Origin of the sequence: Luteimonas flava (genome assembly GCF_036584485.1) — a bacterium.
Lineage (GTDB): Bacteria > Pseudomonadota > Gammaproteobacteria > Xanthomonadales > Xanthomonadaceae > Luteimonas > Luteimonas flava.
Map to the genome: position 1 here is coordinate 295,772 of NZ_JAZHBM010000003.1, position 19,493 is coordinate 315,264.

Consider the following 19,493-nt stretch of genomic DNA (forward strand, 5'->3'; position numbering starts at 1 on the left):
CGCTGCGATCAGGGGCCTGCGGGCGCGGGCGGTGGCGGCGGGTACACCGTCGCTGCGCCATGCGCCAGGCCGATGCCGCGCGCGAGCAGGGCGTCGTAGAGGCGGCCGACGAGGGCGCTGCGGATCGCGCCGGCATCCTCGTACTCGTGGGTCCAGGCGCGCACGACGAATTCCATCGCCACGCTGCCCAGGCCGTCGAACAGCACCACCGGCGCGGGCGTGGACGCGACGCCCGGCGTGGCCGCGGCGACCTCCGCCAGCACCGCTTCCACATCGCCCGGCGCACTGCCGTAGGCGACGCCGATGCGCACCTCCAGCCGGCGGCTGCGGTCGCGCAGGGTCCAGTTGACCAGCTGCTGCGAGATCAGCTGGCCGTTGGGCACGACGACGTTCGCGCCGTCGAAGGTCGCGACGCGCGTCGCGCGCATGCCGATGTCGACCACGCGCCCCGTCGTGCCGCCCACCTCGACCACGTCCCCGGGCTGGAACGGGCGCTCGAAGATCAGCACCAGGCCGGACACGAAGTTGTTGACCACGTTCTGCAGGCCGAGGCCCACGCCGACGCCCAGCGCGCCGAGCACGAAGGTCAGCTGGCTGGCCTTGAAGCCGGCCGCCGACAGCGCGCCGACCAGGCCCAGCATCAGCACCGCGTAGTAGCTCAGGGCGGCGACGCTGTTGGCGACGCCGTGCGGCAGCGACATCCGCGGCAGCACTTCGCCGTCGAGGATCAGGCGCACCGTTTTCGCCAGCCAGAACGCGACGATCACCGTCAGCACGAACAGCAGCACGTGGCCCAGGCTCAGGCGCAGATCGCCCAGCGCCCAGCTGTAGCCCAGCAGCGCCGACAGCGACGCGTGCACCGGCGACAGCACGCGGAAGCGGTCGAGCGCGTAGACGATCCAGCCGACGATCGCCGCGACCGTCAGCAGGTGCAGCAGCATCTGCACCGCGGGGCCGGCATGGTCGCGCGCCAGCCGGAAGCGCGACACGCCCGGCCGCTTGAGCAGCAGCTGGATCCAGGTCGCGACGACGGTCAGGCCGGCGCCGAGCAGCAACGCGAAATACAGGCTGTCGATGACGCCGCCGGTCAGGGTCTCGGCCAGTGACACGTTGCCGACGACATTGGCCACCAGCGAGACCGCCAGCAGACACGCACCCACCACCACGGCTGCGCGCAGCACCTGGCCGATGCGTCCGGTGTGCGCGGCGTGGTGGTGGCGATGCGCGCGCCACAGCAGCCAGCCGGCCGCGACCAGACCGATACAGGTCAGGCCGAGCATGTACAGGCGATAGGTGGACGCGCTCGACAGGAACACGAAGCCCAGCCGCAGCAGCAGGAACAGCGCGCTGGCGACGTACGGCGCCATGCCCAGCAGGCGCCGCCGCGACGCCGGCAGCAGGCGCAGCACCGGCACCACCGCAGCCAGCAGCGCGAGCTGGTGGGTCAGCATCGGCGCGTCGGGCTGGAATGCGAAGACGCCGATCACCACCAGCAGCAGCCAGCACGAAATCGGGCGCGACAGCACGGTCGCCTCGGTATGGCTGATCTCGCCGGCCTTGATCGGCCTGCGGCTGCGCCAGGCCAGCCACAGCAGCAGCGGCAGCGAACAGACCAGCAGCGTCTGCAAGGCGCGCAGGCCGCTGATCGCATCGCCCTGGGCGTACTCGGCGGCGAAGCGCGACTCGATCTCCAGACCGCTGCGGATCACGTCACCGGTGCCGGCCGTCGGCGCCACGCCTGCGGCGTCCAGACGCCACAGCGGCGGCGCGTCGCGCCGCAGCAGGCTGATGTCGTAGGCGGCCATCGTGTCGTCCACGCGGCTGCGCGCGGTCGCGATGCCGGCGTCCACCGCGTTGCCGCGACGACCGAGCGCGATCAGTCGCGCCAGCGGGTCGGACAGCGCGGTCTCCGCCTGGGCCAGTTCGATGACCACTTCGTCCACGCGCTGGCGCAGCGCGGCCGGCAGTTCCTGGCTGGCCGCGGCCGTGGTTTCCCAGGCGGCGCGGCGCGCGGCCAAGCCGGCAGCGTCACCGGCCTGGTGCTGGGTGGTCTGGCGCAGGTCGGCCTGCCATTGCGCCAGGCGCCGGGCCTGGAAGCTCCAGTGCCGCGACAGGCTTTCGAGCCGTGGGATCGGCAGCGTGCGCATCTCGGCCGAGGTGAACCGCCAGAACGGGTCTTCGACCGAGGCTTCGATCGCCGCGAGCCGTCGGGCGTAGGCATCGGCAGGCGATGCGGTGCCCGCTTCGGTGGCAGCGGCCTGGATGCGTTCGGCCAGGCGCTGGTCGACATCGGCCTGCGCGGGAATGTCGGCGACATCGACCGCGGCGGTCGCAGTGGCAGCCGCGGCATCGGCCGGTGCCGGTGCCGGCGCCGTGGTCATCGCGGCGGCGCCAGCCAGCAGCGGCGCGCGCGCGGCGAGCGGCTGTGCCAGCGCGAGGGTCGCCAGCAACACACATGCAACGTGGAGAACGACACGCATGACGCACCCGGAAAGCAGCCGGCGGATGTCCGCATGCTACCTGCCGCGTCGTCGACTGCGCGGGGCGTCAGCGTGTCGCGGCGGCCGCCTTCGATGCGACCGGTCGCGCGATACGTGTCGCGACGCGCCAGGCTTGCCAGTCGGGGGCGGGTTCGGGCAGCGGTTGGTCGTCGGCGATCAGCCGGCGCAGATCGACCACCGCGTGCTGCGGCGCCAGCGCGGCGAGCAGGGCGAAACCGAAGTCGCGCAGCACGCGCGCGGGATGCAGCAGCAGCCACGTGGTGCACGACGGCAGCAGATCGGCTTCGATCGGCGGCACCACCAGATCGTCGCGCGGATCGAGCGCCATCTCCGCGACGATGCCGATGCCGAGCCCGGCGCGGGTATAGGCCTGGATCAGATCGCCATCGCGCGCCGTCACCGCGACGTCGGCCCGCAGCCCGCGCTGCGCGAACGCGCGCTGCAGCGACGAATCCGCGAGCTGGCTCGACGCGTAGCTCACCAGCCGCCGTCCGGTCAGATCGTCGAGCCGCAACGGGCGTTGCAACTGCGACAGCGGATGTCCGACCGGCACCACCACGCGGCGACGCCAGCGGTACAGCGGGACGGCGATGCAACCGGCCGGCGGCGCGCCGGTGCCGCTGAGCAGGGCGAGATCCACGTGGCCGTCGATCAGCGCCTGCAGGCCGTCGGCGTCATCGCCGGGTACGACGTGCACCGCGACCTCGGGCCAGTCGCGTTCCAGCGCCTGCAGTGCCGGCGGCAATGCGTGCCGCGCCTGCGTGTGCGTGGTGGCGATGCGCAGCACGCCGTGGCGTTCGCGGCGCAGGTTGTCCGACAGCGCCTGGATGTTGGCCGCCTCCGCCAGCAGCCGGCGCGCATGCGACAGCACCTGCGCGCCAGCTTCGGTCAGGCCGGTCAGTGCACGCGCGCGGCGCACGAAAAGGGTCATGCCGAGCGCGGCTTCCAGCTGCGCAAGTTGCTTCGACACGCCCGACTGCGTGGCGTGCAGCCGCTGCGCGGCGAGGGTCACGTTGTGGCCGCAGTCGACGATCGCGATGAAGCTGCGCAACTGGGTCAGGGTCATGCCGGCGGACCGGCGACGAAGCGTGGGGAGGGGCGCGTGTGCATACGTCCGATCCTCGCCCGGATGCGCCGGCGACATGTTCCATGCGGGACCACACTGTGTGGACTCGTATGGGACGACGTCTTCAGGCGCTTGCTTGGGGCTGATCAATGTCACGCTCCCGGCTCTGTCCGATCACGCAGGACGCTGCGCGTCCTTTGCGGGTCAGCGACCAACTCGATTCCCGTCATTCCGGCTTGATCAGACATACGTCTGTTGAAATTCGCCGGAACGACGGGTTTCCGTGTTCGCGCAGAAGTCCTCGCGCTCTGCCGACAGGCGGCGTCACCTCAGCGCCGCGGCGGCGCCGGGGCCAGTTGATCGGCGAAGAACAGCGCATTGACCAGCATGCGTTCGGTGCCGAGCCAGTACTTGCGGTGCGCCGGGTCGTCGGCGAACAGCACCACGTTGCCGCTGCCCACGCGCGCGACCTGCGCCCAGACGGTGCCGGCGAGCGCGGCGCGCAGGTCGGCGCCGAGGTAACCGTTGACCAGCGGGTCGTCGTCGATGCGTACGACGTTGGCGAAGGCGTCGGGCAAGGGCGCCAAGGTCACATCGGTTTCCTTGTGCACGAAGCCCGCGCGCTGCGGCACGCCGAATGCCAGCGGATGCGTGGTGTCGACATCCACCGAGACCAGATTGCCGGCGCTGCGCTGTTCGGCCAGCGTGTCGCGGCGCGACGCGAAGTCGAGGCGTTCCGTCGACGGCGGTGCGTCCTTCGCGGCCGGTACGGGCGCAGCGCCGGTCAGGCCCTTGGCCTGCGCCCAGCGTGCGGCGCTGCCGAAGGTCACCAGCGAGCCGCCGGCCTCGACCCAGCGCTTGAGCGCGGTGACCGTGGCCTCGGGCAGATCGTCGTAGCGGCCGCCGGCCAGCACGATGCTGGTGTAGCTCCCGAGCGGCACGCGACCGAGCTGCGCGGGGTCGAGCCGCGTCGCCGGGTAGTGCAGGCGTTCGCTGAGCGCGAACCAGGTCGAACCGATCTCGGTCGCGTTGACGCCTTCGCCCATCACCAGTGCGATTGAAGGCTTGCGCACCGCGCGGATGCCGTCGCTGCCCAGATCGATGCCGGACACGCTCTGTCCGCTGGCGAGGCCGTGCGCGACGACGCCTGCATCGCGCGCGGCCGTGTCGACCACCGCGCGCAAGGCCGCCGAATCCAGCGTCTGCCCGGCGACCGGAATCACCAGCGTGCCTTCGCCGAAGGCGGTCTCGCCGGCGGCGGTGCGCGTGGTGAACGGCGAGAACGCGGTGCGCACGCGCACGTTCCGGGTGAGCAGGTCGGCGAGCGCGCGCTGCGCGCCGAGATCGCGCCAGTCGATCGCCCAGGCATACGCGGTCTCGCCGCGCGCGCCGGTGTCGAGCGCCGGCACCTGCGTCACGGCCGCGCCCAGCCGCGGTGCGCGACGCAGGCGATCGTTGCGCAGACCGTAGGCATGCGCGATCGCATACGAGGTGCTGCCGTAGACGCCGCCGCCGGTCTCCGGCGTTTCCTCGAAGATCGAATGCACCAGCCGGAACTGCGGCTGCGCGGCCGGCACCACCCAGGCGCTGCCGGGTGCATAGGTGCGGCCGTCGACGGTCAGCGCCGCGTCGAGCGCATGCACCTGGATGCGATGGGTCAGCAACAGATCGAGCAGACGTCGCGATGTCGTCGCATCGGCCGGGTCGCCGAACACATAGGCCGAGTACGTATTGCGCCGGCCCTGCTCACGCGCCGAGCGGAAGAAGTCCTTCTGCAGCTGGAACAGGCCTGCGTGTTCTTCGACCGCGCCACGGATCGTCGCCAGGCCCACGGCCAGCTGGTTGCGGATCGTGAAGCGGAATTCCAGCGGCCCGTTCGCGGTGTCCTGCACCAGACCGCGCGAGCTGGCCTGCTCGACGGTCACGCCGACGCCGCCGTGGAAATCCGGATAGGTCGAGCCGTAGACCGGCGAGAAGTTGTCGAAGTTTTCCTTCGTGTAATAGAGCGAGCCGAAGCTGTCGAGCGCCTGCGCGTGATAGCGGGCGAGCCGCACGTTCCAGTCGTAGGAGGCTTGCGGCAGCAGCGGGCTGTGCATGCTGCTCGGCGAAGGCTCGAAGTAGTACGTGCTGCCAGAACCCATTTCGTGGAAGTCGATCTGGATGTTCGGCAGCCACGCATGGAACACGTCGAGCTTGGCGCGCGTCTCGCGCTGGCTTACCGCCAGCCAGTCGCGGTTGAGATCGGTGAAGTAGTGGTTGCTGCGGCCGTTCGGGAACGGTTCGACGTGTTCCTTGTCGAGCGGATCGGCGATCGGCGGATTCGACTTCCAGGCGTTGTGCCAGTTTGCCGCGCGGTCGCGGCCGTCGGGGTTCTGCGCGGGATCGATCAGCACGATCGCGTTGTCGAGCCAGCGCGTGACCTGCGGGTCGCGGCTTGCTGCCAGATGCCATGCGGTCAGCAGCATCGCTTCGCCGCTCGAGGTCTCGTTGCCGTGCACGCTGTAGTACAGGCCGACGACGACCGGCACCTGCGCCGGATCGACGGCCGGCGCATCGGGATCGGCCAGCGTCGCGTGCGCGGCGCGCAGTTGTTCGCGGCGTGCGTGGTTCGCGGGGGAGGTCACCAGCACTGCGAGCAGCGGACGTTCTTCGTAGCTGCGGCCGATCTCCTCGACATGCACGCGGTCCGACAGCCGCTCGAGCTCGCGCAGGTAATCGACGATGCGGTCGTGTCGCGTGTAATGCGTGCCGATCGGATAGCCGAGGAACTGCTCGGGCGTCGGAATCGCGGGGTCGTGCGAATCCGGCGCGGCATCGGGGAAGTAGTACGCGGTCTGCGCGGCGACCGGCAGGGCGAAACAGGCGAGTGCGAGCAGCAGCACGCGCGCGGCGTGGCGGATGGATACGGACATCGGGTTTCCCATCGTCGATGCCCGCGTGCGACGGCGCTGGAGAGGACGCCACCGCACGCAGGCGGATGAAACGGAGTGGCGCGGAGCCGCGCCTCGCAGCGTCAGAACCGGTAATCGAATCCGACCTGGAAATACCGCCCACGCAGGTCGTACTGGCTGAAGTCGTAGGGCGCGCGGATGCCGGGGAACGACGCGTCGTGCGGCGGCGCTTCGTCGAGGATGTTGTCGACTTTGGCATACAGCGTCAGGCCTTCGATGCCCGACCAGCCGGCGTAGAGATCGAGTTGGTCGTAGGCATCGACGCGCGACTGCACCGCGGTCGCCGCGACGCTCGCCATCTGGTCATAGCCGCCGGTGCGGTACCAGGTCAGCGCGGTTTCGAAATCGCCGGTCGACCAGCCGAAGCGCGAGGTCAGCTTGTTGCGCGGCAGCGACGGGCCGAGGTTGCTGCCGGCGTAGTCGACCAGAGGACCACCGACGACCTGCGGGCGGCTGTAGTCGAGCACGTGCGTGTAGACACTGGCGATCCTGAAGTCGCCCGCGCCGGTGCGGAAGGTCTGGTTGAACTCCGCGTCCAGGCCCGAGGTCTTGAGCGCGGAGAGGTTCTGGTAGCGGTTGTAGACGGCGACCAGCTTGCCGCGCGCATCGCGGATCACGTCGCTCGGATCGTTGTTCTGCACGATCGTCGTCGAATTGTTGGTGCCGATCAGGTTGTCGAGTTCGATGCGGTACCAGTCCAGCGACAGGCTCGTGTCGGCCCACGGCGAGACGACGAAACCGACGTTGTAGGACTTCGTGCGTTCCGGATCGAGTTCGGTATTGCCGACGGTGAAGAACGTCGGGCTCTGGCGCGAGCCGGCGATGTCGGGATCGAAGGGATCGACGACGCTGCCGTAGGAGATGTTGGTCGAGGCCGAGTTCTCCGACAGCGACGGCGCGCGGAAGCCACGCGAGGCCGAGGCGCGCACCAGCAAGGTGTCGAGCGCCTGCCAGCGGAGTCCAGCCTTGGGCGAGAACGCGCTCCCGAAGTCGCTGTAGTCGTCGCCGCGACCGGCGAGCTGCAACTCCAGACCCTTGACGATCGGCACGTTGAACTCGGCGTAGAGCGCAGCGACATCACGCTCGCCGTCGACTGCGGCGATCGCCGGACGCACCTGCAGGCCCGCATCGATCTGCCAGGGATTGCGCGAGGTCAGCGATTCGGTGCGCGCCTCGATGCCGGCCGCGAATCCGACCGGACCGGCCGGCAGCTGGAACAGGTCACCGTTGAACTTGAAGTCGAAGCCGTGCAGCGACGACTGCGCCTCGCGCACCGTCGACAGGCGGATCGCATCGAGCACCGCCGGCGAGGTCGCGCCCGGCTCGTGCAGGTTCAATGACCCATCGGCCAGCGACTGCGCCAGCGGCCAGCGGTTGGCGAAGCCGCCGGCGACGGTTTCCTCTTCGGTGCTCTTGGCGAAGAAGCCGGTGAATTCCCAGTCGAAGCGTTCGCCGCGGCCGCGTACGCCGCCGAGGATGCGGAACGAATCGGAGCGGTTGGTCTTCAGCGACTGACCGAGATCGAAGAAGGTGTATTCGATCTGCGTCGGCACGCCGTAAGGGTTGTAGGGATTGCCGGCCGGCAGCAGGTTCGACACCGGCTCGGCGAGGCCGGTCTGCGCGTTGAGCGCGAAGCGGCCGCCTTCGAGGGTGAAGTAGGGGCTGGAGCCGAAGATCGACGCGCCGCGGATCTGGCTGACCAGCGCTTCGCCGAACAGGTCGACGTCGTCGGTCAGGCGCACGGTGCCGTTGACGAAGGCCTGGTAGCGCTCGGTCGACGGAATCAGCGTGGTGTAGGGCGCGAGGTTGATCGCGCAGGTGTCGCCGGCAAGGCCGTCGATCGGCGCGCTCGGCGTCAGCGTCATGCCCTCGGGGCAGTTGCCTGCGGCGTCGAGGAACGGCACCGAGCGGCCGCCTACGAGGAAGCGCGCACCCTTCGCCGACCAGCCGTTCCAGCGCCCGCCGGGCAGGTCGCTGTAGATGCCGGACGCGGTGAGATCGCGCTGGTTCTGGTCGAGGCGTTCGCGGTCGTAGGCCTCGACGCTGACCAGCAGGTTGTAGCCGTCGGTGTCGAGATCGCCGATGCCGCCGACCAGTCGCGCGCGGCGCGTGTCGAGGCCGCCTTCGTCCGACGTGCCGTAGCTGCCACCGACTTCGAGGCCCTGGAAATTCTGCCGGGTGATGATGTTGACCACGCCCGCGACCGCGTCGGAGCCGTAGACCGCCGATGCGCCGTCCTTGAGCACCTCGATGCGCTCGACCGCGACCAGCGGCAGCGCGTTGAGATTGACGAAGGTGTCCGACAGGCCGCCTGCCGGGAAGCCGTAGTTCGCCAGGCGCCGGCCGTTGAGCAGCACCAGCGTGTTCTTCTGCGACAGCCCGCGCAGGCCGATGCCCGCCGAGCCCGAGGCCCAGCCGCTGTTGCTGGTCTCGTTGGTCGCGTTGCCGGTGTTGGCCGAGATCGACCGCAGCACGTCGGCAACGGTGACCTTGCCCGAGGTCGCCAGTTCCTCGGCGTCGATGACCTGCACCGGATTGCTGCCTTCGGCTTCCGCGCGGCGGATGTTGGAGCCGGTCACCGTGACCGTATTGAGCGTGCGCGCCTCACCGGTCGCCGGCGTTTGCGCCGACACCGCGGCGGGGACAATGAGGGCCGCCAGAACGGCGGCGGCGAGACGCGAGGATCGTGGCATTTGCTGCACCGCAATAAGTCCGTGGGGCAGGCAGTACGCCACGGGCGCGGCACGTCAAAAAATGGTGATGTGGACTTGCGTCAGTCCGATCCGGACTGTCGACCGTTCGAAGCCTGCGGCCGCGAAGGCCGTCGAACCACGCTGTGACCGCATCGCTGTGTCCATCCGGCGATCGTCTGCGGACGGTTCGGCATGTCCGGATCGTTCGATCCGGATGGACGGATGCGTGCGGCGGATCTCCCGGCAGCACGGGTTCGAGGTGCGATCCGCGCGACGCTTGCGCGGTTTCGACTCAGCCGCGGTGTTCGCGGGCCAGGTATTCGGCGCTGCGCATCTCGATCAGGCGCGAGGCCGTGCGCTCGAACGCGCCGGTCAGGCGTTCGCCCGAATACAGCGCCGGGGGTTCGGCGGCGGCGGTGCAGACCAGATTGACGTGGCGGTCGTAGAGCTCGTCGATCAGGGTGACGAAGCGGCGCGCGGCATCGTCGCGGGTGGCGTCCATGTGCGGGATGCCGCCGAGTAGCACGGTGTGGAATTCGGTCGCGACCTGGATGTAGTCGCTCGCGCCGCGCGGGCCTTCGCACAGCGCGTCGAAATCGAACCACGCCATGCCCGGCGCGCGTGCACGCACACAAATGCGGCGGCCGTCGATCTCGACGCCTGCATCGCGGTGTTCGTCGTCGCCGCCGAGTTCGTGCCAGCGCGTGTCGAGCCAGCTGTCGGAGCCCGCATCGAGCGGCGCGCGGTAGACCGGCGAACGCGTCAGTGCGCGCATGCGGTAGTCGGTGTCGCTCTCCAGATACACCACATGGGTGTGGCGCTGGATCAGTTCGATGGCCGGTATGAAACGCGCGCGCTGCAGGCCGTCCTTGTACAGATCTTTGGGATCGACGTTGGAACTGGTCACCAGCACGATGCCGTCGGCGAACATGCGGTCGAGCAGGCGCGCGAGCAGCATCGCATCGCCGATGTCGCTGACGAAGAACTCGTCGAGCACCAGCACGCGCAGGCCCGCGTCGCGCCAGCCGCGCACGATCGCCGCGAGCGGATCGCGCTCGCCGCTGTGCGCGCGCAGCGATTCGTGGACCTCGCGCATGAAGCGGTGGAAGTGGGTGCGGCGTTTGCGGCCGAGTTTCGGATCGGGCGTCGCGTGACGCGCGGGATCCTTCATCGGCGGTGCCGGCGTCGCGTCCTCCGTCGGGGTGGGGCGCATCGACTGCAGGGGCAACCCGTCGTGGAACAGATCGATCATGAAGGTCTTGCCGCGACCCACGCCGCCCCACAGGTACAGGCCGGCCGGCACATCCGGCGCGTTGCTGCCGCCGAACAGACGGCCGAGCATGCCGCGTCGCGCAGGCGGCTCGATCAATGCGGCGTGCAGGCGGTCGAGTTCGACCAGTGCCGGCTGCTGCGCGGGATCGGATTGCCAGTCGCCGCGGGCGACACCGGCGGCGTAGCGTTCGGAGGGTGTCGGCAGTGCGCTCATGCGCAGCGCGTCCGGCGCGCGTGCGCCCGGAGCGGCCACGCGCGCATCAACCCGCGGCCTGCGGCAGGTGCGGCGTGGCCCAGTGCTTCACCACGCCGCGCAGATCGATCATGCGGCGATGGAAGAAATGGCTGGTCTCGGGCATGCGCACGAGTTCGGCCTGCGCGCCGCTGTCGTCGAGCCAGTCGTAGACGGCCTGCGGATCGACGATCTCGTCGGCCTCGCCCTGGATCACCAGCCACGGGCACGTCGGCAAGACGATCGATTCGAAATCCCAGCGACCGGCCGGTGGCGCGACCGAGATCAGTACGTCGGGCTGCAGCGCATCGGCCGCGCGCAGCGACACGTAGGCGCCGAAGCTGAAACCGGCCAGCCACAGCGCGTGACCGGGACGCTCGCGACGGACCCATTCGACGACCGCGGTGAGATCGTCGATCTCGCCGATGCCGTCGTCATAAGTGCCATCGGACGTACCGGTGCCACGGAAGTTGAAACGCACCGTCGCCGCGCCGAGTTCGCGCAGCGTGCGCGCGACCATCGTGACGACCTTGTTGTGCATCGTGCCGCCCTCGGTGGGCAGCGGATGGCAGACCACGGCGACGAACGGCAGCGCTGCGACATCGGCGTCGGGCAGATCGATCGCGGCTTCGAGGTCGCCGGCGGGACCAGGCAGCAGCAGCGGCCCGGATTGCGTGGGGAACGTGGGGGACGTCATGTGCCCATGATACCGGGGCGGTTGCGATGGGGCTGTTTGAGCCCTCCCCCGCAAGCGGAAGGGCTCGAGCTCAGCGTCCGCGCAGCCGCAATCCCACCACCAGCGGATCGTGATCCGAACTGCGCCACGGGCCCGCCGCTTCGCGTTCGCGGGTATCGACCGGTTCGTCCGCATTGCTGTGCCATTTCGCCGCGCCGGCCACGCGCGCGGCGAGGGACGGGCCGAGCAGCAGATGGTCGAGGCGACCGGCCTGGCCGTCGAAGACGAAGCTGTAGTGCGTGTCGCCGTCGCCGCCGGCGAACGGGTCGCGCCAGCCGGCGTCGGTGAACACGCGCACCGGGTCTTCCATCGCATACGCGTTGAAATCGCCGACCACGGCGACGCGATCGCCGGTGCGGGTCGGCGCGGTGGCCAGCCAGTCGCGCAGGCGCTGCGCGGACTCGACGCGGGCCGCGTTCCAGCAGGCCTGGCCGTCGCGCTGATCCAGATTCGGGCCGTCGGCTTCGCCGCAGCCCTTGGACTTGAAGTGCACGGCGACGACGCTGAAATCCAGACCGTCCGCGCGACCGTTGCGCAGCGGCACGAAGGCCTGCGCCAGCGGCACGCGGCTGAGTTCGGCGAACGGGCCGCCTTCGAGCATCGCCGGCCGGCCCTTCGGACGTACGCGCGCGCTGCGGTAGATCAGGCCGACGCGGATCGCGTTCGTGCCCGGACCCTTGCCGGCATCGATGAAGCGCCAGTCGTGCGCCGGGCCTTCGGCATTGAGCGCGTCGACCAGCATCGCGATGCTCGAACGCGCGTCGTAGCCGTCGTTCTCCAGTTCCATCAGCGCGGCGACATCGACGTCGAGCGCTGCGATCGTCGCGACCAGGCCTTCGAGCTGGCGCGTCAGCTCCTCGGGCGTGCGCGCGCCGCGCGGGGTCGGAAAGCCGCCGCCTTGGCCGTCGCCGTTGAACAGGTTCTGCAGATTGAACGCGGCGATGCGCACGTCGCCCCCGACTACCGGCGCCTCGGGACGCGAGGCCGGCTGCGGCTGCAACGGCGCGGTGAGCTGCAGGCGCCAAGCGCCGTGGCGATGGTCCACCACGCCTTCGACGCCGGTCAGCACGCTGCCGCTGCGCAGGGCTTGCGCGGTATCGGGCAGGTACCAGAGCCGGCCATCGGTCGGTGCATCTTCGCGGCCGTCGTCGAGCAGCACGCGGCGACGCGCATTGTCGGACGCGACGCGGGCGGCATCGGCGCCGGGGCGCGCGATCTCGGTCGGCGTGAACAGCCGGCCGTCGAAACTCGCGGCCAGCGTGCCGCGACGCGCGCGCTCGTGCTGGCCGGTCAGCGTCAGCGGCGCTTCGATGCGCACCCAGGTGCCGGCGAGCGCCGACCAGTCCGCCGGCGGCACGTCGAGCACGCGCGGCGCGATCGCCGGCGCCGGTGTCGGCAGCACATCCACGCGCTGGCCCTGCATGCGCACGACGTCGCCGTCGTCGCGCAGGCCGAGCGCGCGCACGTGTGCGCCCACGGCGGGCAGCGGGAGACCGGCCGGCACCTGCACGAACACCGCGTCGGGCGTCGCCGCATCGCCGTCACCGGCGTCCTGCACGAAGAAGCCGCCCAGGCCCTCGAAGCGCGCGGTCACGCGGCCTTCGATCTGCGCAGGTCCCGCCATCGGCACGCGGTGCAGTTCGCCGATGGCGATGGTGGCGCTGGCGGGCGCAGGCGCGGTGGACTGGCAGGCGGCGAGCAGCGCGACGGCGAGCAGGGCGGCGGTCGGTCGGAACATCGGAACTCCAGCGGCCACGACAGGCCGGATGCGACGACGCCGCCCGGAGGCGGCGTCTGGGACGGGCAACATACCCGGCACGCGTTACTTGAGGTTGTCGACCATCCAGTCGACCGCGGCGTGCATCTGCTCGTCGTTGAGCGCCGGATTGCCGCCGCGCGGCGGCATCACGCCGGCAGCGCCGGTGAAGCCTTCGATCGAGTGACGGTACAGCGTCTCGGTGCCCTGGGCGATGCGGGCATCCCAGTGCTGGTGATCGAGCGTCGGCGCGCCACCGGCGCCCGAGGTGTGGCAGCCCGCGCACAGGTTCTGGTAGATCACCGAGCCATCGGTGGTGCCGCCGTAAGCGACCTGCGCAGCAGCGGCGGCTGCGGCGGCAGCAGTGGCCGCTGCCTGCGACGCGGCGCCGGTCGCGCCCGCATAGACCGCGCCGACCGGCGCGATGCGCGCCTCGGTGCGCTTGGCGACGTTCGGCGGCACATCCGTGGGCAGCGAATTGTGCAGATACCAGGCTCCCACCATCAGGCCCAGCGTCACGATGGTCAGAAAGCCCAACACCATCGAGAAGCGCTTGAGGAATTCGAGATCGTAATTACGCACGAAGCACCCTTGGCGACATGGCCCGCGGCCACAGCTGCGCCCGAGTATACGGGCAGGTTTTCAAGAATGCTGCGTCCGGCCGGCAGTGCCGGCATGGACCTCACATCCCCGCGTAGTTCGGACCACCACCGCCCTGCGGCGCGACCCAGATGATGTTCTGGGTCGGATCCTTGATGTCGCAGGTCTTGCAGTGCACGCAGTTCTGCGCGTTGATCCGCAGGAACGGGCCATCGGGACCGTCGAGGAATTCGTAGACCGCCGCCGGGCAGTAGCGCGCTTCGGGGCCGGCGTAGGTCGCCAGGTTCACGTCGACCGGGACCGAGGCATCCTTGAGCGTCAGATGCGCCGGCTGGCCCTCGTCGTGGTTGGTGCTCGACAGGTACACCGAACTCAGGCGGTCGAAAGTCAGCGCGCCATCGGGCTTCGGGTACTCGATCTTCGTGTGCTGCGCGGCGGGCTCGAGGCACGCGTGATCGGGCTTGTCGCGGTGGATCGTCCACGGCGGCACGCGCATGCCGAGCTTGGGCAGCAGCCACTGCTCGATGCCGGTCATCAGCGTCGCGGTGGTGCGGCCCTTCTTGAACCACTGCTTGAAGTTCTTCGATTGCGACAGCTCGGCGTGCAGCCAGCTGGCCTCGAACGCGACCGGATACGCGGCCAGTTCGTCGCCGCTGCGGTTCTCGCCGAGCGCGGCGAACGCGGCGTCGGCGGCGAGCATGCCGGTCTTGATCGCCGCGTGGCTGCCCTTGATGCGGCTGGCGTTGAGCGTGCCGGCCTCGCAGCCGACGAAGGCGCCGCCCGGGAACACGAGTTTCGGGATCGACAGCAGACCGCCTGCGGTGATCGAACGCGCGCCGTAGCCGATGCGCTTGCCGCCTTCTAGATACTTGCGGATCGCCGGATGCGTCTTGAAGCGCTGGAACTCCTCGAACGGGCTCAGCCACGGGTTGCGGTAGTCGAGGCCGACCACCAGGCCGATCGCGACCTTGCCGTCTTCGGCGTGATACAGGAACGAGCCGCCGTAGGTGTCGTCGGTCAGCGGCCAGCCGGCCGTGTGCACCACCAGGCCCGGCTCGTGCTTCGCCGGGTCGATCTGCCACAGCTCCTTGATGCCGAGGCCGTAGCTCTGCGGATCGCGGCCTTCGTCCAGCGCGAACTTCGCGATCAGTTCGCGACCCAGCTGACCGCGCGAGCCTTCGGCAAAGATCGTGTACTTCGCGAGCAGCTCCATGCCGAGCTGGAATTCGGCCGTCGGCTGTCCGTCCTTGCCGATGCCGAGGTTGCCGGTCGCGACGCCGCGCACGTGGCCGTCTTCGGCATACAGCACCTCGGCGGCCGCGAAGCCGGGGAAGATCTCCACGCCCAGCGCTTCGGCCTGCGTGGCCAGCCAGCGCACCAGGGCGCCGAGGCTGATGATGTAGTTGCCGTGGTTCTTGAAGCAGTCGGGCAGGAAGAAATCCGGCGTGGACTTCTGGCCGCTCTCGTCGAGGAACAGGAATTCGTCGCGGGTGACCGCCTGCTTCAGCGGCGCGCCTTTCTCTTTCCAGTCCGGAATCAGTTCGGTCAGCGCACGCGGGTCGATGATCGCGCCCGACAGGATGTGCGCGCCCGGCTCGGAGCCCTTCTCCAGCACGCAGACCGAGACCTCGCGGCCCGCTTCGGCGGCCAGCTGCTTGAGCCGGATCGCCGTCGCCAGTCCGCCGGGGCCTGCGCCCACGACGACGACATCGTACTCCATCGATTCGCGTGGGCCGTGGGTGTCGAGCAGTGCCTGGGGAGTGGTCATCGTTGCCTTGGGCGGTGTGCCTGGGTGGCGGCGCGTGGAGCCAGCTTCGCAGCCGGCACGCGATGGCCGCGTGGGCCGGCGAGTGTAACGCGGTGCCCCGGCGGGGCCGTGTCGTGCAGGAGTCAGCGCGGCCGCGCAGGCAGCGGAAACGGCGTGACCACGGTTTCGCCGGTGGACGCGTCGCGGATCGCCGACGGACCTTTCTTCTCGACTTCTTCGACGCGCAGCACGCTCTGCATCGGCAGGTGCAGCGTGCGCGTGCCGGCGAACTCGTCACGCAGGCGTTCCTCGGTCGGATCGACGACGAGGCCGTCGTGCACGTCGAACACCAGATCCGAGACTTCGACGAACCCCCACAGCCGGCCGCTCTCGACCTGCCGCGCATACAGCGCGTAGACCTTGCCGTGGCTGAGGAACGTGACCCTGTAGAGTGTCTTGCCTGTCATGCGCCGATTATAGAGCGCCGCTCTCAATAGCCCTTGAGCCGCCGCAGCCGCTGGCCGATGGCGTGCCGCGAGATCAGCGCGAAGACCACGCCGAACAGGAATCCTGCCAGATGCGCGGTCCAGGCGACGGCGCCGAAGGCCGGGCCGATGTAGGCGAAGATCACCTGCAGTACCGCCCACACGCCGATCAGCAACGACGCCGGCGCGCGCACGAATTCGAGGAACAGGCCCAGCGGCACCACCACGCCGAGCCGCGCGCGCGGAAACAGCGCGAGATACGCACCGATCAACGCCGACACCGCGCCACTCGCGCCGATGATCAACCGGTCCGGCGCGCCGATCGCCAGCACCGCCGACAGGTTCGCTAGCGCGCCGCCGACGATGAAGAGCACCAGCAGCCGCCACGCGCCCATCAGGCGTTCGGCCGGCAGGCCGAAGATCAGCAGGAACACCAGGTTGCCGAGCAGGTGCGCCCAGTCCGCATGCAGGAACAGCGCGGTCACCAGGCGCAGCCACGGCCCGGCGTCGAGCCAGTTCACCAGCGTGCCGTCGGTCCCGACCGGCCCGCCGTACAGCGCGCCCCAGTCGAGCAGCAGCGTGTAGTGCTCGTTGGCCGAACGCGTGCTCGCCCACAGGAACGCCAGCCACAGCAGCGCGCACAGCATCGGCACCGCCCAGCGGAAGGGGGTGCGCGCATGCCGGTTTGGGATCGAGACGAACATCGGGCGACCATTGTCGAGGGCCGTCGCAGGGCCGGTAAAGCGGACGGGAAACGGACCGCGGCAATGCCGCATCGCAGCAAGTTTTCCACACGCAATCGTACGGTATAGTGCGCCCGCTACGCGCGTTCGGGAGGGGAATTCCGACAGGTGGTGGCGGACGGAGGGGGACCCGTCCACGCCAGGCGCAGCATCACCACAACACCTGTTCGGGAGAGAACACGACACATGGCTACCACCCCCCGCTACACGCGCAACACCGTCCTCGCCGTCGGCATCGCCGCCGCGCTGGCGCTCGCAGGCCAGGCCAATGCAGCCGGCTTCCAGCTCAAGGAAAACAGCGTCAAGTCGCAGGGCAGCGCCTTCGCCGGCACCGCCGCCAAGACCGGCGACAGCTCGGTCGTGACCAACAACCCGGCGGTGATGACCCAGTTCACCGGCACCACGGTGCAGGCCGACCTGACCGTCATCGACCTCAACTACGAGTTCCAGGGCAGTGGCACCGACGCGCTCGGCCGTCCGCTCACGGGCAGCAACGGCGGCAACGCCGGCGACGTGACCCCGATCCCGGCGCTGTCGGTCGTGCACAAGCTCGACAACGGCGTCGCGCTGGGCGCGATGATCAGCGCGCCGTTCGGTCTGAAGACCGAATACGACGCGGGCTGGGTCGGCCGTTACGCCGCGCAGACGTCGGACGTGAAGATCGTCGACCTGACCCTGTCGGGCGCGATCGACATCACCGACCGCTTCTCGGTGGGCCTGGGCGTCATCGCCTCGCGCGCCGACGTCACCCTGTCGAAGGCCGTGGACTTCGGTTCGCTGCTGTTCGCCAACCCGCAGACCCGTCCGCTGCCGTTCGCGCGTCCGCAGGCCGCCGACGGCCTGGCCGAAGTGCAGGGCGACGACAACGGCTTCGGCTACATCCTCGGCGCGAACCTGCGTCCGACCGACAACCTGTCGATCGGCGTCAGCTACCGCTCCGAGATCGACTACGAGCTGGAAGGCACCGCCGACTGGACCGTGCCGGGCAACGTCAGCGCCGTGTTCAGCGCCAACCCGTCCACCCGTCCGCTGTTCCAGGACGGCGCGGTCACCGCCGAGCTGACCACCCCGTCGATCCTCAACGTCGGCGCCGCCTGGCAGGTCACCGATGCCCTGCAGCTGTCGGCCACGTACGCGCGGACCGACTGGTCCTCGCTGCGCGAAGTCCGCATCCAGTTCGACAACCCGGATCCGGATTCGGTCGAGCCCTTCGAGTGGAAGGACACGTACTTCGCCGCCGTCGGCGCCGAGTTCAAGCTCAACGACAGCTGGAAGCTCCGTGGCGGCGTCGCGTACGACGAAACCCCGACCAGCCTCGAGCACCGCACCCCGCGTCTGCCCGATGCGAACCGCATCTTCTACTCGGTCGGTGCGACCTGGGCGATGAGCGACGCGTTCGACGTCAACTTCGCGTACACGCACATCGCACCGCGCGATCCGAAGATCGACACCACCAGCGGCGGCAGCCGCGTGGCCGGCAACTTCGACGGCGACGCCAACCTGTTCGGCGTGTCGGCGCAGTACCGCTTCTGATCCACGCGACATCGTGACAAGAGAAAGCCCCGCTCCGGCGGGGCTTTTTCGTTGTGGGAGCGCGCTCGCGCGCGAAGGGCGTTCCCGCGCCGGCCGGATCGCGCGCTGCGAAACCCATCACCGCGAACCGGCGGCGTCGTGGTCATGCGAACCGCCCCAGCACCCACGACCACGCCGGCAAGGTCACCAGCGACAGCAGGATCCCGTAACCGACCAGTGCTGCCGCAAGCCGCGGCGCCAGTCCCTGCGCGATCGCCAGCGCCGCGGCGGTGATCATGCTCGGCATCGCCGACTCCAGCACGTTCGTCTGCAGCATCGTTCCGGACATGCCGAACAGCAGCGACAGCGGCAGCGCGATCGCCGGCATCACCAGCAGTTTCAGCACCAGCCCGGCCGCCAGCGGACGGATCTCGTCGCGCGGCATGCGCAGCTGGATCGACAGGCCGACCGCCAGCATCACCAGCGGCAGCAGCGCGCCGGCCAGATTCTCCAGCGCCGAGGCGATCCAGGCCGGCGGCGCGGCCGGCATCAGGGTCAGGCCGAACGCGAGCGCCCACACCGGCGGAAACCGCACGATGCGCCGCGCGATGTCGCGCCAGCCCGGCGGCGTGTCGCCGCTGTAGCGCGCGAGGATCGTCAGGCCGAACGTCGACAGCAGCACGAAGGTGCCGAACTGGTCGTAGACCACCGCGTAGGCCACCGCGTCCTCGCCCAGTAGCGCCGCGACCATCGGATAGCCGATGAAACTGCTGTTGCACAGCGCCACGCACAGCAGCAGCACCGCGGTCTCGTCGCGCCGGAACTTCAGCCCGCGCGCCAGCGGCAACACCAGCGCGAGCGTCGCGACCGCGAGCAGCCACGGCGTCGCCGCGACGCCGAGCAGGGTCGCATCGAAGCTCAGCTTCGGCACGTGCACCAGCACCGCGGCCGGCAGACAGACGTAGAGCACGACGAGGTTGAGCACCTCGGCGGCATTGGCCGGCATCACCCGCAACCGGGCGAACAGCATGCCCAGCGCGAGCATCGCCAGGATCAGGGCAAAGGCGTCGAAGGCCATCGGGGCCGGAGGTGACGTGGGGAACGCAGGATCTTAGCGGGCATATGCGAACGTGTCGGCCTCGCAACGCGCTTCAAGCCCCTCTCCCTCCGGGAGAGGGGTTGGGGTGAGGGCCGCTCGC

At 69.8% G+C, this 19,493-nt stretch carries 13 protein-coding genes; 1 reads left to right on the top strand and 12 read right to left on the bottom strand.

Annotation, left to right across the window (positions count from 1 at the left end; genetic code table 11):
- Nucleotides 1–8 precede the first annotated feature (8 nt).
- The 11 genes from V3391_RS13760 to V3391_RS13810 form a co-directional block, all read right to left on the bottom strand.
- Nucleotides 9–2,480, bottom strand: coding sequence for a mechanosensitive ion channel family protein (locus V3391_RS13760; protein ID WP_332079013.1), 2,472 nt, complete (start codon nt 2,478–2,480; stop codon nt 9–11).
- A gap of 67 nt (nt 2,481–2,547) precedes the next feature.
- Nucleotides 2,548–3,567, bottom strand: a complete 1,020-nt coding sequence (locus V3391_RS13765) for a LysR substrate-binding domain-containing protein (RefSeq protein ID WP_332079014.1) — start codon at nt 3,565–3,567, stop codon at nt 2,548–2,550.
- A gap of 329 nt (nt 3,568–3,896) precedes the next feature.
- Nucleotides 3,897–6,479, bottom strand: coding sequence for a M14 family zinc carboxypeptidase (locus tag V3391_RS13770; protein WP_332079015.1), 2,583 nt, complete (start codon nt 6,477–6,479; stop codon nt 3,897–3,899).
- A gap of 101 nt (nt 6,480–6,580) precedes the next feature.
- A complete protein-coding gene (locus V3391_RS13775) occupies nt 6,581–9,211 on the bottom strand; it encodes a TonB-dependent receptor plug domain-containing protein (protein WP_332079016.1) in 2,631 nt (876 codons plus the stop codon).
- 292 nt (nt 9,212–9,503) lie between these two features.
- The gene (gene zapE, locus V3391_RS13780) at nt 9,504–10,697 is read right to left on the bottom strand and encodes a cell division protein ZapE (RefSeq protein ID WP_332079017.1); all 1,194 of its coding nucleotides are present in this window, start codon (nt 10,695–10,697) and stop codon (nt 9,504–9,506) included.
- Between the two features lie 46 nt (nt 10,698–10,743).
- Entirely contained in the window at nt 10,744–11,412 is a 669-nt protein-coding gene (locus V3391_RS13785; RefSeq protein WP_332079018.1) for an alpha/beta hydrolase, read from the bottom strand.
- A gap of 70 nt (nt 11,413–11,482) precedes the next feature.
- Nucleotides 11,483–13,189 carry an ExeM/NucH family extracellular endonuclease gene (locus V3391_RS13790; RefSeq protein ID WP_332079019.1) on the bottom strand — a complete coding sequence of 569 codons (1,707 nt, stop codon included), beginning with the start codon at nt 13,187–13,189 and terminating at the stop codon, nt 11,483–11,485.
- A gap of 84 nt (nt 13,190–13,273) precedes the next feature.
- On the bottom strand, nt 13,274–13,789 hold the full coding sequence (locus V3391_RS13795) for a c-type cytochrome (protein ID WP_332079020.1): 516 nt from the start codon (nt 13,787–13,789) through the stop codon (nt 13,274–13,276).
- Between the two features lie 100 nt (nt 13,790–13,889).
- A complete protein-coding gene (locus V3391_RS13800) occupies nt 13,890–15,575 on the bottom strand; it encodes an electron transfer flavoprotein-ubiquinone oxidoreductase (protein WP_332079021.1) in 1,686 nt (561 codons plus the stop codon).
- A 122-nt stretch (nt 15,576–15,697) separates the two neighbouring features.
- Nucleotides 15,698–16,021, bottom strand: coding sequence for a DUF1820 family protein (locus V3391_RS13805; protein ID WP_332079022.1), 324 nt, complete (start codon nt 16,019–16,021; stop codon nt 15,698–15,700).
- A gap of 23 nt (nt 16,022–16,044) precedes the next feature.
- Complete coding sequence (locus V3391_RS13810) at nt 16,045–16,743, bottom strand: rhomboid family intramembrane serine protease (protein ID WP_232136271.1); 699 nt, start codon at nt 16,741–16,743, stop codon at nt 16,045–16,047.
- A 225-nt stretch (nt 16,744–16,968) separates the two neighbouring features.
- Between V3391_RS13810 and V3391_RS13815 the strand changes: the two genes are divergently transcribed.
- Entirely contained in the window at nt 16,969–18,315 is a 1,347-nt protein-coding gene (locus tag V3391_RS13815) for an OmpP1/FadL family transporter (protein WP_332079023.1), read from the top strand.
- Nucleotides 18,316–18,457: 142 nt separating this feature from the next.
- Here the strand turns inward: V3391_RS13815 and V3391_RS13820 are convergent, their stop codons facing one another.
- Entirely contained in the window at nt 18,458–19,372 is a 915-nt protein-coding gene (locus V3391_RS13820) for an AEC family transporter (protein WP_332079024.1), read from the bottom strand.
- Between the last annotated feature and the right edge of the window lie 121 nt (nt 19,373–19,493).

Coding starts and splice junctions, on each gene's coding strand:
- V3391_RS13760 (WP_332079013.1), bottom strand. CDS start 2,480: ATGCGTGTCGTTCTCCACGTTGCATGTGTGTTGCTGGCGACCCTCGCG.
- V3391_RS13765 (WP_332079014.1), bottom strand. CDS start 3,567: ATGACCCTGACCCAGTTGCGCAGCTTCATCGCGATCGTCGACTGCGGC.
- V3391_RS13770 (WP_332079015.1), bottom strand. CDS start 6,479: ATGTCCGTATCCATCCGCCACGCCGCGCGCGTGCTGCTGCTCGCACTC.
- V3391_RS13775 (WP_332079016.1), bottom strand. CDS start 9,211: ATGCCACGATCCTCGCGTCTCGCCGCCGCCGTTCTGGCGGCCCTCATT.
- zapE (WP_332079017.1), bottom strand. CDS start 10,697: ATGAGCGCACTGCCGACACCCTCCGAACGCTACGCCGCCGGTGTCGCC.
- V3391_RS13785 (WP_332079018.1), bottom strand. CDS start 11,412: ATGACGTCCCCCACGTTCCCCACGCAATCCGGGCCGCTGCTGCTGCCT.
- V3391_RS13790 (WP_332079019.1), bottom strand. CDS start 13,189: ATGTTCCGACCGACCGCCGCCCTGCTCGCCGTCGCGCTGCTCGCCGCC.
- V3391_RS13800 (WP_332079021.1), bottom strand. CDS start 15,575: ATGACCACTCCCCAGGCACTGCTCGACACCCACGGCCCACGCGAATCG.
- V3391_RS13805 (WP_332079022.1), bottom strand. CDS start 16,021: ATGACAGGCAAGACACTCTACAGGGTCACGTTCCTCAGCCACGGCAAG.
- V3391_RS13810 (WP_232136271.1), bottom strand. CDS start 16,743: ATGTTCGTCTCGATCCCAAACCGGCATGCGCGCACCCCCTTCCGCTGG.
- V3391_RS13815 (WP_332079023.1), top strand. CDS start 16,969: ATGGCTACCACCCCCCGCTACACGCGCAACACCGTCCTCGCCGTCGGC.
- V3391_RS13820 (WP_332079024.1), bottom strand. CDS start 19,372: ATGGCCTTCGACGCCTTTGCCCTGATCCTGGCGATGCTCGCGCTGGGC.